The organism is Azotobacter bryophylli (assembly GCF_042643485.1).
Classification (GTDB): Bacteria; Pseudomonadota; Gammaproteobacteria; order Pseudomonadales; family Pseudomonadaceae; genus Azotobacter; species Azotobacter bryophylli.
Genome location: NZ_JBHRSJ010000001.1, coordinates 443,218 through 457,892 on the forward strand (window position 1 = coordinate 443,218; position 14,675 = coordinate 457,892).

13 protein-coding genes are annotated in these 14,675 nt (G+C 62.8%); 9 read left to right on the plus strand and 4 right to left on the minus strand.

The window, feature by feature from the left end:
* Positions 1–15 precede the first annotated feature (15 nt).
* The 8 genes from ACFOJE_RS02200 to pdxJ all read left to right on the plus strand — a co-directional run bounded on the left by ACFOJE_RS02200 (position 16) and on the right by pdxJ (position 7,837).
* Positions 16–1,440, plus strand: a complete 1,425-nt coding sequence (locus ACFOJE_RS02200) for a DegQ family serine endoprotease (RefSeq protein WP_377812601.1) — start codon at positions 16–18, stop codon at positions 1,438–1,440.
* A 143-nt stretch (positions 1,441–1,583) separates the two neighbouring features.
* Positions 1,584–3,383 carry a translation elongation factor 4 gene (gene lepA, locus ACFOJE_RS02205; protein ID WP_377812602.1) on the plus strand — a complete coding sequence of 600 codons (1,800 nt, stop codon included), beginning with the start codon at positions 1,584–1,586 and terminating at the stop codon, positions 3,381–3,383.
* A 4-nt stretch (positions 3,384–3,387) separates the two neighbouring features.
* A complete protein-coding gene (gene lepB / locus ACFOJE_RS02210) occupies positions 3,388–4,242 on the plus strand; it encodes a signal peptidase I (protein ID WP_377812603.1) in 855 nt (284 codons plus the stop codon).
* Positions 4,243–4,344: 102 nt separating this feature from the next.
* Positions 4,345–4,722: a DUF4845 domain-containing protein gene (locus tag ACFOJE_RS02215; protein ID WP_377812604.1), complete on the plus strand. Its 378-nt coding sequence runs from the start codon at positions 4,345–4,347 to the stop codon at positions 4,720–4,722.
* On the plus strand, positions 4,719–5,408 hold the full coding sequence (gene rnc, locus ACFOJE_RS02220) for a ribonuclease III (protein WP_377812605.1): 690 nt from the start codon (positions 4,719–4,721) through the stop codon (positions 5,406–5,408). Before ACFOJE_RS02215 ends, rnc begins: the two co-directional genes overlap by 4 nt.
* Complete coding sequence (era, locus tag ACFOJE_RS02225) at positions 5,401–6,303, plus strand: GTPase Era (protein WP_377812606.1); 903 nt, start codon at positions 5,401–5,403, stop codon at positions 6,301–6,303. Before rnc ends, era begins: the two co-directional genes overlap by 8 nt.
* A gap of 105 nt (positions 6,304–6,408) precedes the next feature.
* Positions 6,409–7,098 (plus strand): DNA repair protein RecO, encoded by a 690-nt coding sequence (recO, locus tag ACFOJE_RS02230; RefSeq protein ID WP_377812607.1) that lies wholly within the window; start codon positions 6,409–6,411, stop codon positions 7,096–7,098.
* A complete protein-coding gene (pdxJ, locus tag ACFOJE_RS02235; protein WP_377812608.1) occupies positions 7,091–7,837 on the plus strand; it encodes a pyridoxine 5'-phosphate synthase in 747 nt (248 codons plus the stop codon). The genes recO and pdxJ overlap by 8 nt, the downstream gene beginning before the upstream one ends.
* A gap of 7 nt (positions 7,838–7,844) precedes the next feature.
* Here the strand turns inward: pdxJ and ACFOJE_RS02240 are convergent, their stop codons facing one another.
* From ACFOJE_RS02240 to lon, 4 genes are all read right to left on the minus strand, one after another.
* A complete protein-coding gene (locus tag ACFOJE_RS02240) occupies positions 7,845–8,051 on the minus strand; it encodes a DUF2905 domain-containing protein (protein WP_377812609.1) in 207 nt (68 codons plus the stop codon).
* Positions 8,052–8,101: 50 nt separating this feature from the next.
* A complete protein-coding gene (gene cmoB / locus ACFOJE_RS02245; RefSeq protein WP_377812610.1) occupies positions 8,102–9,061 on the minus strand; it encodes a tRNA 5-methoxyuridine(34)/uridine 5-oxyacetic acid(34) synthase CmoB in 960 nt (319 codons plus the stop codon).
* Positions 9,058–9,801, minus strand: a complete 744-nt coding sequence (cmoA, locus tag ACFOJE_RS02250) for a carboxy-S-adenosyl-L-methionine synthase CmoA (RefSeq protein ID WP_377812611.1) — start codon at positions 9,799–9,801, stop codon at positions 9,058–9,060. Before cmoA ends, cmoB begins: the two co-directional genes overlap by 4 nt.
* A 162-nt stretch (positions 9,802–9,963) precedes the next feature.
* Positions 9,964–12,351 (minus strand): endopeptidase La, encoded by a 2,388-nt coding sequence (lon, locus tag ACFOJE_RS02255; RefSeq protein ID WP_377812612.1) that lies wholly within the window; start codon positions 12,349–12,351, stop codon positions 9,964–9,966.
* Positions 12,352–12,607: 256 nt separating this feature from the next.
* Between lon and ACFOJE_RS02260 the strand changes: the two genes are divergently transcribed.
* Complete coding sequence (locus tag ACFOJE_RS02260) at positions 12,608–14,548, plus strand: TonB-dependent receptor (RefSeq protein ID WP_377812613.1); 1,941 nt, start codon at positions 12,608–12,610, stop codon at positions 14,546–14,548.
* Positions 14,549–14,675: the final 127 nt, after the last annotated feature.

Genomic DNA, 14,675 nt, shown 5'->3' on the forward strand with positions numbered 1-14,675 from the left:
AGTGGGGGAAGCTGTATGCTGAAAAGTAGTATGAAATCTTTCACTTCGCTCCTGGCTGGGGCGTTGCTGATGGGGCAGGCCTTGTTGGCTCAGGCCCAGTTGCCGGAGTTCACCGAACTGGTGAAGGAGGCCTCGCCAGCGGTCGTCAATATCAGTACTCGACAGAAAATCGCTGAGCGTGCCCTTTCTCCCGGTATGCCTGATATCGAGGGGCTTCCCCCCATTTTCAGGGATTTCTTCGAGCGCAATATCCCTCAGATGCCACAAGTGCCTGATGGCCGCCAGCGCGAAGCCCATTCCCTGGGCTCCGGTTTCATCATTTCCAATGATGGCTATGTTCTGACCAACAATCATGTGGTGGCCGACGCAGATGAAATCGTTGTGCGGCTTTCCGATCGTAGTGAGCTTCAAGCCAAACTGATTGGGGCCGATCCGCGCACGGATGTGGCCCTGCTGAAGGTCGATCCTGCTGGTGAAAAGCTTCCCACGGTCAAGTTGGGTAATTCCAATGACCTCAAAGTGGGGGAGTGGGTGCTTGCCATCGGTTCCCCGTTTGGTTTCGACCATTCGGTGACCGCCGGTATCGTCAGCGCTACTGGGCGTAGCCTGCCAAGCGAAAGCTATGTTCCGTTCATCCAGACCGATGTGGCGATCAATCCTGGTAACTCAGGGGGGCCCCTGTTCAATCTGCAGGGACAGGTAGTCGGCATCAACTCGCAGATTTTCACCCGATCAGGCGGCTTCATGGGCCTGTCCTTCGCCATTCCGATCGATGTCGCCATGGATGTGGCCAACCAGCTCAAATCTTCGGGCAAGGTCACGCGCGGCTGGCTCGGTGTGGTCATCCAGGAAGTCAATAAGGATCTGGCGGAGTCCTTTGGCCTGGACAAGCCTGCCGGGGCCCTCGTCGCTCAGATCGTAGAGGGTGGGCCGGCAGACAAGGGCGGCTTGCGGGTGGGGGATGTCATTCTCAGCATGAATGGCCAGCCGATCGTCATGTCGGCCGACCTACCGCACCTGGTCGGGGGCCTCAAGCCGGGAAGTGTCGCCAAGCTCGAAGTAGCCCGTGAAGGGGGACGGAAGAACCTCGCCATAACCATCGGTTCGCTGCCGGATGAGACGGAGGGGGTTCAACCCAGCGTTGCAGGGGCGGAGCAAAGCAGCAATCGCCTCGGGGTAGCGGTCGCTGAGGTGACCGAGGAGCAGAAGAGTGCGCTCGATATCAAGGGTGGCGTCGTCATCAGTGATGTTTTGGATGGTCCCGCCGCCATGATCGGTCTGCGGCCGGGTGATGTGATCACTCACCTCAACAATCAGGCTATCGACTCGGTGAAGACTTTCACCAAGGTAGCGGCTGCACTGCCGAAAAATCGTTCGGTTTCAATGCGCGTGCTGCGTCAAGGGCGAGCCAGTTTCATCACCTTCAAGCTGGCGGAGTGAGACTGACGATAGACAAGGGCGGCATTGCCGCCCTTGTTCGTTTTGGCGGGCTGGCCTGCGCGTGGCATGGCAGCAGAGGATCAGTTAAACTCCCCGGCTATTTTATACGGGCGACCTGCCCGAGCCTTATTGAGTGCTGAACTGTGAGTGACCTGAGTCATATCCGAAATTTCTCCATTATTGCCCATATCGACCATGGCAAATCGACCTTGGCCGACCGCTTCATTCAGATGTGCGGCGGTCTTTCGGATCGAGAAATGGAGGCCCAGGTTCTGGATTCCATGGATCTGGAGCGTGAGCGCGGGATCACCATCAAGGCCCACAGTGTGACCCTGCACTACAAGGCCCAAGATGGCAAAACCTACCAGTTGAACTTCATCGATACCCCTGGCCACGTCGACTTCACATACGAGGTCAGCCGTTCGCTGGCGGCCTGCGAAGGTGCGCTACTGGTAGTAGATGCGGGGCAGGGCGTGGAAGCTCAGTCCGTTGCCAACTGCTATACCGCCATCGAGCAGGGGTTAGAAGTCATGCCCGTGCTGAATAAGATGGATTTACCCCAGGCCGAGCCAGAGCGGGTCAAGGACGAAATCGAGCACATCATCGGTATCGATGCCACTGATGCGGTGCCTTGCAGCGCTAAGAGCGGCATGGGGGTAAACGATGTGCTGGAGCGTTTGGTTCAGGTCATCCCGCCACCTGAAGGGGAGATCGACGCCCCCCTGCAGGCACTTATCATCGACTCCTGGTTCGATAATTATCTAGGCGTCGTCTCGCTAGTGCGGGTCAAGCACGGCCGGGTGAAGAAAGGCGATAAGATTCTGGTGAAATCGACCGGTAAGGTTTATCAGGTCGACAGCGTGGGCGTGTTCACGCCAAAGCATACCGAGATGCCGGACCTGAAGGCGGGCGAAGTTGGCTTTATCATCGCCGGCATCAAGGACATCCATGGCGCCCCGGTGGGCGATACGCTGACGCTTTCCGGCACTCCGGATGTCGACATGTTGCCGGGTTTCCAGCGCATCAAGCCGCAGGTATATGCGGGTCTATTCCCCGTCAACTCGGATGATTTCGAGGACTTCCGCGAGGCGTTGCAAAAGCTCACCCTGAACGATGCCGCATTGCAATACGAGCCGGAAAGTTCCGATGCGCTCGGTTTCGGTTTCCGCATCGGTTTCCTCGGCATGCTGCACATGGAGATCATCCAGGAGCGTCTCGAGCGTGAGTACGATCTGGATCTGATTACCACCGCGCCGACGGTGGTCTTCGAGGTATTGCTGAAAAACGGCGAGACCATTTATGTCGACAACCCCTCCAAGCTTCCCGATCTGGCATCCATTGCGGAGATGCGCGAGCCTATAGTCCGCGCCAATATCCTAGTGCCTCAGGAGCACCTGGGTAACGTCATCACCCTGTGCATCGAGAAGCGTGGCGTCCAGCGCGACATGCAGTTCCTCAGCAGCCAGGTGCAGGTCAGTTACGATTTGCCGATGAACGAGGTGGTGTTGGACTTCTTCGATCGGTTGAAGTCGGTCAGTCGTGGCTATGCATCGCTCGATTACAGTTTCGATCGTTTCGAGGCCGCGAACTTGGTCAAGCTGGATGTGTTGATCAATGGCGATAAGGTGGACGCCTTGGCGCTGATCGTGCATCGTGACAAGTCCCACCAGAAAGGACGGGCGCTCACCGAGAAAATGAAAGAGCTGATTCCGCGTCAGATGTTCGATGTGGCGATTCAGGCTGCGATCGGCGGACAGGTCGTGGCGCGGACCACGGTCAAGGCGCTCCGGAAGAATGTACTGGCCAAGTGTTACGGTGGCGACGTGACCCGTAAGCGCAAGTTGCTGGAAAAACAAAAGGCCGGCAAGAAGCGTATGAAGCAGGTCGGCAGTGTCGAGATTCCCCAGGAAGCCTTCCTCGCGGTGCTCAAGGTAGATAGTTAGCGCTATGTCGATCAATTTCCCCTTGCTGTTGGTGCTTGCCGTTGCGGTCAGTGGCGCTTTGGCGTTGTTCGATCTGGCATTCCTCGCTCCGCGCAGGCGTGCTGCTATCGCCGAATACGAGGGCAGTGTCAGCGAGCCCGAGCAGAGTGTCGTCGATCGCTTGAACCGGGAACCATTGCTTGTCGAATACGGCAAATCCTTCTTCCCGGTCCTGGCCATTGTCCTGGTGTTGCGCTCTTTCCTCGTCGAGCCGTTTCAGATCCCCTCGGGCTCCATGAAGCCTACGCTGGAAGTGGGCGACTTCATTCTGGTGAACAAGTTCGCCTACGGCATCCGGCTACCGGTGTTGGACACCAAGGTAATCGAGGTCGAAGATCCGCAGCGTGGCGATGTAATGGTGTTTCGCTACCCGAGCGATCCGAACATCAATTACATCAAGCGGGTTATTGGTTTGCCCGGCGACCATATTCGCTATACCAGTGACAAGCGGTTGTTCATCAACGACAAACCGGTTGCCGAGCAGCTGCTCGGCGACGTCCCTGGTTCGTTGGGTAGTGCAGTGCTCTACAAAGAGCAGCTGGGGGACGTCGAGCATTTGATCCGCAAGGAAATGACCCGTTATCGGATCGAGCCGAGTCACGAATGGATCGTTCCGCAAGGCTATTACTTCATGATGGGCGATAACCGCGATAATTCCAATGACAGTCGTTATTGGGATGATCCGCAGATTCCCGCCAATCTGCAGGGAATGGTTCCGGACAAGAATATCGTCGGCAAGGCTTTCGCAGTCTGGATGAGTTGGCCGGAGCCGAAACTGCAGAATCTTCCCACCTTCTCCAGGGTCGGGCTCATTCACTGATCCCTTCATAATGTGCGGCGCTCAGCAACAGGGTGCCGCCGACTCTATATAGGCTTTACCTCTTGCCACCCACGGCATGGAAGAAAAGGATAGAGGTCCCAAATGAGTTTTCCCCGCTCACAAAAAGGCTTGTCGGTACTGAGCTGGCTGATGGTACTGGCTGTGGTGGCGTTTTTTGCGAGTAGCGCATTCAAGATGTTGCCGCATTATTTCGACTACATGTCCATGGAGAAGATCATCACTTCCGTGGAGCAGGAGCATGCCGGAGATATCCGTTCGGTCGCCGATTTTTATGGCCATGTCATGAAAGGCATGCAGGTCAACAATATTCGTGACCTGAATCTGGATGACGTCCTGAAAGTGAATCTCGAAAACAACGAGTTTCATGCCCATCTAAAATACGAAAAGCGCGAGCCGCTGATCGAGAACCTCGATCTGGTGGTGCATTTCGACAAAGAATTCCGTGTGCCAATGCCGTGAGCCCATCCCTAGATCGCCTCGAGCGTAAGCTCGGTTACACCTTCAAGAACCAAGAGCTCATGCTCGTGGCCTTGACCCATCGCAGCCATGCCGGACGCAATAACGAGCGTCTCGAATTCCTTGGCGATGCCATCCTCAACTTCATTGCTGGCGAAGCGCTGTTCAAGCATTTTCCCCAGGCGCGGGAAGGGCAACTCTCCCGCTTGCGTGCTCGTCTGGTCAAGGGCGAGACCCTGGCGGTGCTGGCTCGTGGGTTCGAGCTCGGGGATTACCTGCGGCTCGGTTCGGGTGAGCTGAAGAGCGGCGGTTTCCGTCGGGAATCCATCCTTGCCGATGCCCTCGAGGCGTTGATCGGGGCGATTTATCTGGACTCCGGCATGGAGGCGGCACGCGACCGCGTACTCGCCTGGCTGGCCAACGAACTGGATGGCCTGACCCTGGTCGACACCAACAAGGATCCCAAGACCCGCCTGCAGGAGTTTCTCCAGTCCCGGGGATGCGAGCTGCCGCGTTACGAAGTGGTGGATATCCAGGGCGAGCCGCACTGCCGGACATTCTTCGTCGAGTGCCAGGTCGCCCTGTTGAACGACAAAACCCATGGCCAGGGCGTGAGCCGTCGCATCGCCGAACAGGTGGCGGCGGCTGCGGCTCTGGTCGCTCTCGGTGTGGAGAACGCCAATGACTGATACAGGCGAATTCCGCTGTGGCTACGTGGCCATAGTCGGGCGCCCCAATGTGGGCAAGTCCACGCTGCTCAACCATATTCTCGGCCAGAAGCTGGCGATCACCTCGCGCAAGCCGCAAACCACTCGCCACAACATGCTGGGAATCAAGACCGAAGGCAATGTGCAGGCGATCTATGTCGATACTCCCGGCTTGCACAAGCAGAACGACAAAGCCCTCAATCGCTATATGAACAAGAACGCGGCGGCGGCGTTGAAGGACGTCGACGTGGTGATCTTCGTAGTTGACCGTACCCGCTGGACCGAAGAGGACCAGATGGTGCTGGAGCGCGTCCAGTTCGTGCGGGGCCCGGTGCTGGTGGCGGTGAACAAGGCCGACCGTCTGGACGACAAGACAGAGATGCTGCCGCATCTGGAGTGGCTGGCCCAGCAGCTGCCCAATGCCGAGATCGTGCCCATCTCAGCCCTGCAGGGAAAGAACCTCGACCTGCTGGAAAAGCTGGTCGCCGAGCGGCTGCCGGAAGGCGAGCATTTCTTCCCGGAAGACCAGATCACCGACCGCTCCAGCCGCTTCCTCGCCGCCGAACTGGTACGCGAGAAGATCATGCGTCAGCTGGGGGCCGAGCTGCCCTATCAGATCACGGTGGAGATCGAGGAGTTCAAGCAGGAGGGACGCATCCTGCATATCCACGCCCTGATCCTGGTCGAGCGCGAGGGGCAGAAGAAGATCATCATCGGCGAGAAGGGTGAGCGGATCAAACGCATCGGTCAGGAGGCGCGCAAGGACATGGAAGTGCTGTTCGACTCCAAGGTCATGCTCAATCTGTGGGTCAAGGTGAAGGGCGGCTGGTCCGACGACGAGCGCGCCCTCCATTCCCTGGGCTATCGGGAGAGCTGAGAGGGCTCCTGCGACCGCTCTCCAGCAGGTTCGTGGCTGTCCTGGGCTTTGTGCTCAAGCAGCCGGACTTCTGTCGTCGTGAAGCAGAGCGGGTTCCTTCGTCCTATGTCCCCATCCGCTTTCGTCCTGCATAGCCGGCCCTACAAGGAGAGCAGCGCGCTGGTGGATTTCCTCACCCCGCAAGGTCGGTTGCGCGCCGTTCTCCGGGGCGCGCGCGGCAAGGCGGGGAGTCTCGCACGTCCCTTCGTCCCGCTGGATGTGGAGTTCCGCGGGCGCAACGAGTTGAAAACCGTCGCCCGGCTCGAGGGGGCGGGTACGCCGCTCTGGCTGAGCGGGGAAACCCTGTTCAGCGCGCTCTATCTCAACGAATTGCTGATCCGTCTACTGCCGGTCGAGGATGCTCACCCGGCATTGTTCGACTTCTACGCCCTGACGCTCGCCGCCCTGGCCTCCGGTCGTCCTCTGCAGCCATTGCTGCGCGCCTTCGAATGGCGCCTGCTGGACGAGCTGGGCTATGGTTTCGCCCTGGATCGTGACCGGCAAGGACAGCCCGTCGAGGCTGGAAAACTCTATCGGCTGTTGCCAGACGCCGGCCTGGAAGCTGTGACGCAGCTGCAGCCCGGCGTATTTCAGGGGGGCGAGCTGCTCGCCATGGCCGAGGCCGACTGGCAGGCCCCCGGCGCCCTGGCCGCAGCCAAGCGCCTGATGCGCCAAGCCCTGGCGCCCCATCTCGGCGGCCGTCCGCTGGTCAGCCGCGAACTGTTCATGAATCTCAAGGAGTCTTCCCGTGACTGAAGCCAACCGCATTCTGCTGGGCGTGAACATCGACCATATCGCGACGCTGCGCCAGGCCCGCGGTACCCGCTATCCAGACCCGGTGAAAGCCGCGCTGGATGCCGAGGAGGCCGGCGCCGACGGCATCACGGTGCACTTGCGCGAGGATCGCCGGCACATCCAGGACCGTGACGTGCGCGTGCTGCGCGAGGTGCTGCAGACCCGGATGAATTTCGAGATGGGCGTGACCGAGGCGATGCTCGCCTTTGCCGAGGAGATCCGTCCGGCGCATGCCTGCTTCGTGCCGGAAACCCGTCAGGAATTGACCACCGAGGGGGGGCTGGACGTCGCCGGTCAGGAGGACCGCATCCGTGCCGCGGTGGAACGTCTGACGTGCATCGGCTGCGAGGTCTCCCTGTTCATCGATGCCGAAGAGCGGCAGATCGAAGCGGCCAAACGTATCGGTGCGCCGGCCATCGAACTGCACACCGGCCGCTACGCCGATGCGCAGACCCCGGCGGAGGCCGCCCGCGAGCTGGCACGCATCCGCGATGGCGTGGCCTGCGGGCTTGGGCACGGGCTGATCGTCAATGCCGGCCATGGCCTGCATTACCACAATGCCGAGCCGATCGCGGCGATCGAGGGAGTGCACGAACTGAACATCGGTCATGCCATCGTCGCCCATGCCTTGTTCGTCGGCTTCAAGCAGGCCGTGGCGGAGATGAAGGAACTGATCGTCGCGGCGGCCGCCCGCCGCTGAACGGGAGTCAGCGGCGGAACAGGTTCAGTAGCAGGGTCACCACCAGGCTGATCAGCAGCATGGTGGTGATGGGAATGAAGACCCTGCTGCGGCCCGACTCGATGCGGACGTCCCCGGGCAGCCGGCCAAACCAGCCGAGCAGCCAGGGTGCGTAACGCAGCGCGATGCCGAGAAGCAGCAGTGTCGCGCCCAGAATCATCAGCCAGCGAGCCATGGTCTTCCCTCCGTGCCGCAGGCAAGTCTAGCCGCGCAGGCCCTGTCGGTTCAGGGCTTGCGCGCGAGGATCACGGCGCGCATCGGCGCCGGCAGGCTTTCGACGGTGCGGCTGCGGTCGTCCGGGGCGAGGAAGTCCGGCAGCGACTGGAACTTCATCCACTCGGTGGAGCGCTGCTCGTCGGTGCCGGTCACGCTGACATCCACGCAGCGCACCTCGACGAAACCGGCACGCCGCAACCAGAGCTCCAGAGCCGGCACCGAGGGCAGGAACCAGACGTTGCGCATCTGCGCGTAGCGGTCTTCCGGCACCAGCACGGTGGTCGCGTCGCCTTCCACCACCAGGGTCTCCAGCACCAGTTCACCTCCCTTCACCAGGCAGTCCTTGAGAGCCAGCAGATGGTCGATGGGCGAGCGGCGGTGGTAGAGCACCCCCATGGAGAACACCGTGTCGAAGCCTTCCAGCTTTTCCGGCAGGTCTTCCAGGGAGAAGGGTAGGTGCCAGGCCGGGAACTCCGACAGGTAGCGCTTGAGGGCGAGGAACTGGCAGAGGAATAGCCAGTTGGGATCGACGCCGATCACGCAATCGGCACCGGCGCCGAGCATCCGCCACATGTAGTAGCCGTTGCCGCAGCCGACGTCGAGGATGCGCTTGCCGAGCAGATCCAGATGAGGGGCGACTCGTTGCCACTTCCAGTCCGAGCGCCATTCGGTGTCGACGTGCACGCCGAACAGCTCGAACGGTCCCTTGCGCCAGGGAGACAGGCCGAGCAGGGCCTGGCGCAGGGCAAGGCGGGTAGGCTCGTCGCAGCCGCCATCGAGGCGGACGCACTCGCGCAACTCGACCCGCTCGGCGCCCAGGGGCGGCAGGGCATCCACGGCGGCCTGCCAGCGCTCCAGGTCGCCGTGGCTGCGGGACAGCTTCTCGTCCAGCTGCGCCTGCAGGCCGTTCGACCAGGGGGCCAGCGGCGTGCTGGCCAGGCGGCGGATCAACGGGTTCAGATCGATCATGGCAGGGCGATCAGCGAGCAGAAGTTGAGGCACTGGAACCAGGGCACTACCTTGCGGAAGCCGGCGGCTGCCAGGCGTTCGCGGTGTTCTTCGAGGCTGTCCGGTTTCATCACGTTCTCGATGGCGCTGCGTTTCTGGGCGATCTCCAGCTCGCTGTAGCCGTTGGCGCGCTTGAAGTCGAGGTGCAGATCGTTGAGCAGGGCCTGTTCCTCGGTATCCTCGAAGCGCAGTTTTTCCGACAGGATCAGCGCTCCGCCCGGGACCAGCGCCCGACGGATGCGGCCGAGCAGATCCAGGCGGTGCTCCCGGGGGATGAACTGCAGGGTGAAGTTCATCGCCACCAGCGACGTCGGCCGGAGATCGAGGGCGAGGATGTCCGCCTCGATGGTCTCCACCGGCAGCAGCTCCTGAAACATCGAGTCCTGGACATGCAGGTATTCCCGGCAGCGCTCGAGCATGGCGCTGGAGTTGTCCACCGCGATCACCCGGCAGCCATCGGTTCTCACGTGCCGACGCAGCGCCTGGGTCACTGCGCCGAGGGAGCAGCCGAGGTCGTAGAGGGGCGTTCCCGCCTGGGCGAAGCGGGTGGCGAGCACGCCGATGTTCTCGATGATGGTCGGGTAGCCCGGCACCGAGCGCTTGATCATGTCCGGGAAGACCCGGGCCACGTCCTCGTTGAAGATGAAATCCGGCACTTCGGCGAGGGGACGGGCGAAGAGGCGGTCGGGGGACTGTTTCACGTGGGTTCCGCTGCTGTTGCCAAGGCGCGGCATTTTAGCCAAGAGCGGGCCGGGCTGACAGCATCGGCGGGCGGAAGGCTCAGCTCCGGGGCATTCGGCGCCGCCGGAGCCGGAAAACGCTTTCCGGCCCGGGGCGTCGGGGTCAACGAGGCACGCCGAAGATCAGAACAGCACCTTGGCCACGTCGGCGAAGCGCTGGGCGAAGTGTACGGTCAGGCCTTCCCTGAGGTAGTCCGGCAGTTCCTCGAAGTCGCCGCGGTTGGCTTCCGGCAGGATCAGCTCGAAGATCTTCTGCCGCCGCGCGGCGATTACCTTCTCGCGCACCCCGCCGATGGCCAGCACCTGGCCGGTCAGGGTCAGCTCGCCGGTCATCGCCACGTTCTTCTTCGGCGCCTGGTTGCGCGCCAGCGACAGCAGGGCGCTGGCCATGCTGATGCCGGCGCTGGGGCCGTCCTTGGGCGTGGCGCCCTCCGGCACGTGCAGGTGGACGAAGGCCTGGTCGAAGAAGGTCGGGTCGCCCTTGAACTGCTTCAGGTGCGAGCTGACGTAGCTGTAGGCGATCTCCGCCGATTCTTTCATCACCTCGCCGAGCTTGCCGGTGAGCTTGAAACCGCGGTTCAGCGTATGGATGCGCGTCGCCTCGATCGGCAGGGTGGCGCCGCCCATGCTGGTCCAGGCCAGCCCGGTGATGACGCCGACGCCCTCCAGGTGCTGCTCCTTGCGGAACAGCGGCATGCCGAGCTGCTCCTCCAGATCCTTCGGCCCGATCTTCACCTTCAGCGCCGGATCCTCCAGCAGTTTCACCACCGACTTGCGCACCAGCTTGCCGAGCTGCTTTTCCAGCTGGCGCACCCCGGCCTCGCGGGCGTAGCCCTCGATAACCGCCTTCAGGGCGCTGTCGGAGATGGACAGGCGCTCCTTCGGCACCCCGGTCTTCTTCAGCAGTTTCGGCCACAGGTGGCGCTTGGCGATGGCCAGCTTCTCCTCGGTGATGTAGCCGGACAGGCGGATCACCTCCATGCGGTCGAGCAAGGGGCCGGGGATCGAATCCAAGGTGTTCGCCGTGCAGACGAACAGCACCTTGGACAGGTCCAGGCGCAGGTCCAGATAGTGGTCGAGGAACTCCACGTTCTGCTCCGGATCGAGGGTCTCCAGCAGCGCCGAGGCCGGGTCGCCCTGGTGGCTGGCGCCGAGCTTGTCGATCTCGTCGAGCATGATCACCGGGTTCATCACCTCGACTTCCTTCAGCGCCTGCACCAGCTTGCCGGGCAGGGCGCCGATGTAGGTGCGGCGGTGGCCCTTGATCTCCGCCTCGTCGCGCATTCCGCCGACGGAGAAGCGATAGAACGGCCGGCCGAGGGTCTCGGCGATGGATTTGCCGATGCTGGTCTTGCCCACCCCGGGCGGGCCGACCAGGAGCACGATGGAGCCGGCGATCTCGCCCTTGAGGGCGCCCACGGCGAGGAACTCGAGGATCCGCTCCTTGATGTCCTCCATCCCGGCGTGGTGCTTGTCGAGCACCTTGCGGGCATGGGCCAGGTCGAGCTTGTCCTCGCCGTAGACGCCCCAGGGCACGCTGGTCGCCCAGTCCAGATAGTTGCGGGTGACGGCGTATTCCGGCGAGCCGGTCTCGAGGATCGACAGCTTGTTGAGCTCCTCGTCGATGCGCTTGCGCGCCTGTGCCGGCACCGTCTTGCCTTCCAGGCGCGCGCGGAACTCGTCGGCGTCGGCGCTCTTGTCGTCCTTGGTCATGCCCAGCTCGCGCTGGATGATCTTCAGCTGCTCCTTGAGGAAGAACTCGCGCTGGTGCTCGCCGATCTTGCGGTTGACCTCGGCGGACAGCTCCTTCTGCAGGCGCGCGACCTCCACTTCCTTGCGCAGCAGCGGCAGGACCTTCTCCATGCGCTTGAGCACGGGCACGGTGTCCAGCACTTCCTGCAGCTCGTTGCCCGGCGCGCTGGTCAGGGCGGCGGCGAAATCGGTCAGCGGCGACGGGTCGTTGGGGCTGAAGCGGTTCAGGTAGTTCTTCAGCTCCTCGCTGTACAGCGGGTTGAGCGGCAGGAGCTCCTTGATCGCGTTGATCAGCGCCATGCCGTAGGCCTTGACCTCGTCGCGCGGATCCTGGGCGTTTTTCGGATAGTCCACCTCGGCTAGGTAGGGCGGCTTGCGGCTCAGCCAGCCGCGGATGCGGACCCGGGTCAGGCCCTGGGCGATGAACTGCAGCTTGCCGCCCTCGTGGCTGGCATGGTGCACGCGCACCAGGGTGCCGTGTTCGGGCAACTGTTCGGGGGCGAAAGCGCTGGGGTCTTCCGTCGGCGAGTCCATGTAGAACAGGGCCAGGCTTTGATGGGGGGTCTTGGCCACGCGCGCCAGGGTTTCCGCCCAGGGCTCGGGCTCGACGACCACCGGCATCACCTGGGCGGGGAAGAACGGACGATTGTGGATCGGAATGACGTAGAGCCGCTCCGGCAACGTCTGGTCGGGCAGGGCGAGGCTGTTGGTCGTGCGTTCTTTTTCGACGATCTCGGGCGTGATGTCCTGGTCTGTCATGGGGCACCTGGTATGGAAGCGTTGAAAACTACATGGGGCGCGGTGCCAGTTTTTTCAATCGAGAACCCCTGGCCGCACGGTTTTCGAGGCGCGGGCGACTGGAGGAGGGAGCGAGTGTCGGCTACAGTGAAAAAAACTATTATTTGTTACGATATAACATGTTAGATTGCCGCCCTTCGCGAGCCGGCGGTTTCGCCAAGGGTTTTCCATCGTCGTCTGAACGATGCCTCGGAGCGGGCATTTGGAGTGTCTCTGCATGTGTGTGCGTCATCCTCTGGCCTGGGCCGTCGGACTGGCCTTCGTACCCTCCGCCTGGGCGGCCGAGCCGCTCGAGTTCGAGTCCGTCGAGGTCAGTGCCAGCGCCATCAGCGAACGGCCGCCCGAAGAAGCGACCAGCCCGACCCAGGTGCTGGAGGGCGAGGAACTGGTCATGCGGCGCGAGGCGACCCTCGGCGAGACCCTGGAAAAGCTGCCGGGCGTGCGTTCCAGCAGCTTCGGCGCCGGCGCCGGACGGCCGATCATCCGCGGCCTGGACGGGGCGCGGGTGAAGCTGCTGAGCGATGGCGTGGACATGCTCGACGCCTCCAGCACCAGTCCCGACCATGCGGTGACCAGCGAACCGCTGCTGACCCAGCGCATCGAGGTGCTGAAGGGACCGTCGACCCTGCTCTATGGCGGCGGCATGGGCGGCGTGGTCAACGTGATCGACAGCAAGGTGCCCACCTATGTCCCGGAAAAGGGCTACGAGGGCGAGGCGGAGGTGCGCGGCAACACGGTCGCCGACGGATGGGCGGGGGCCTTCGGCATCACTGCCGGCAAGGGGCCCCTCGCCGTTCGCGCCGAGGGCAGCCGGCGCCGGGACGACGACTACGAGATCCCCGGCTCGCCCAGCAAGCAGCAGAGTTCCTTCAACGATACCGATTCCTTCAGTCTGGGCAGCAGCGTGGTCGGCGAGCGCGGCTATCTCGGCCTGGCCTACGGCGAGCAGAACAACCGCTACGGGCTGGTCGGCGAGGAGGTGCAAGGGGGCGAGCCGGTCCCATACATCGACATGAAGCAGAAGCGCTGGGATCTGCGCGGCGAGCTCAGCGAGCCGCTGCGCGGCTTCGAGCTGGCCAAGCTGCGCGCCGCCCACAGCAACTACCGGCACAACGAAGTCGAGGACGGCGCGGTCGCCACCCGCTTCGACAACGACGCCAGCGACGCCCGCCTGGAGCTGACCCACGCCCCTCTGCTGGGCTGGCATGGGGTGCTGGGCGGACAGACCCTGCACCGCGATTTCAAGGCCAGCGGCGAGGAGGCCTATCTGCCGCCGACCGTGACCCACAGCCACGGCCTGTTCCTGACCGAGGAATACACCGCCGGCGCCTGGCGCTACGAGCTGGGGCTGCGCCACGACTGGCAGAATGTCCAGGCCAACGGCGCCAAGGACACCAGCCACCAGGGAACCTCGCTCTCCGCCGGCGTGGTCTGGACCTTCACCACCGATTATTCCCTCGGCCTCTCGCTGACCCGCGCCCAGCGTCTGCCGAGCATCGAGGAGCTGTACGCCAACGGGGCGCACGCAGCGACCCAGACCATCGAGCATGGCAATCCGGATCTCAAGAAGGAGACTTCCCACAACGCCGAGCTGACCCTGCGCAAGTTCGCCGGACGCACCACCTTCGACCTCACCCTCTATCGCAACCAGGTGGACGACTTCATCTACGCCGCCGATACCGGGCGCGATACCGGCGGCGGCTATCGCGACATCGCCTACCGCCAGCACGACGCGCTGCTGACCGGCGCCGAGGGGCAGATCCGCTTCCAGGCCACCGATGCCACCGCCCTGACCCTGTTCGGCGACCATGTCCGCGGCCGGTTGCGCAGCGGCGGCGGCGATCTGCCGCGGATGCCCGCCGACCGACTCGGCGTGCGCGTCGATCACAACTTCAGCACGGCCCTCGCCGGCCAGTTGGAGTACTACCGGGTGCGCCGCCAGGACCGGCTGGCCGACTACGAGACCAAAACCGGCGGCTACAACATGCTCGGCGCCAACCTCCGCTACTCGGGTACGCTGGGGCCGACCGACTACCAGATCTACCTCAAGGGCAACAACCTGCTGGACGAGAAGGCGCGCAACCACAGCTCCTTCGTCAAGGACCAAGTGCTGCTGCCGGGACGCAACCTGATCCTGGGCATGCGCCTGTCGTTCTGACCGGGAGTGCCGGTGCGGGGGATCGCCGCGCAGGGTGGGGCATGCTAATTGCTTCGTCCTGACGGGTTTCCTGGTGCGACCGATTCCGATGTTGTTCTCCGCCATCTTCTTTCCGCCCGCTCCGCGC

What these genes read in the sequence shown, in the direction of transcription:
- ACFOJE_RS02200 (WP_377812601.1), top strand. Translation starts at nt 16, where the DNA reads ATGCTGAAAAGTAGTATGAAATCTTTCACTTCGCTCCTGGCTGGGGCG.
- lepB (WP_377812603.1), top strand. Translation starts at nt 3,388, where the DNA reads ATGTCGATCAATTTCCCCTTGCTGTTGGTGCTTGCCGTTGCGGTCAGT.
- ACFOJE_RS02215 (WP_377812604.1), top strand. Translation starts at nt 4,345, where the DNA reads ATGAGTTTTCCCCGCTCACAAAAAGGCTTGTCGGTACTGAGCTGGCTG.
- era (WP_377812606.1), top strand. Translation starts at nt 5,401, where the DNA reads ATGACTGATACAGGCGAATTCCGCTGTGGCTACGTGGCCATAGTCGGG.
- recO (WP_377812607.1), top strand. Translation starts at nt 6,409, where the DNA reads ATGTCCCCATCCGCTTTCGTCCTGCATAGCCGGCCCTACAAGGAGAGC.
- ACFOJE_RS02240 (WP_377812609.1), bottom strand. Translation starts at nt 8,051, where the DNA reads ATGGCTCGCTGGCTGATGATTCTGGGCGCGACACTGCTGCTTCTCGGC.
- cmoB (WP_377812610.1), bottom strand. Translation starts at nt 9,061, where the DNA reads ATGATCGATCTGAACCCGTTGATCCGCCGCCTGGCCAGCACGCCGCTG.
- lon (WP_377812612.1), bottom strand. Translation starts at nt 12,351, where the DNA reads ATGACAGACCAGGACATCACGCCCGAGATCGTCGAAAAAGAACGCACG.
- ACFOJE_RS02260 (WP_377812613.1), top strand. Translation starts at nt 12,608, where the DNA reads ATGTGTGTGCGTCATCCTCTGGCCTGGGCCGTCGGACTGGCCTTCGTA.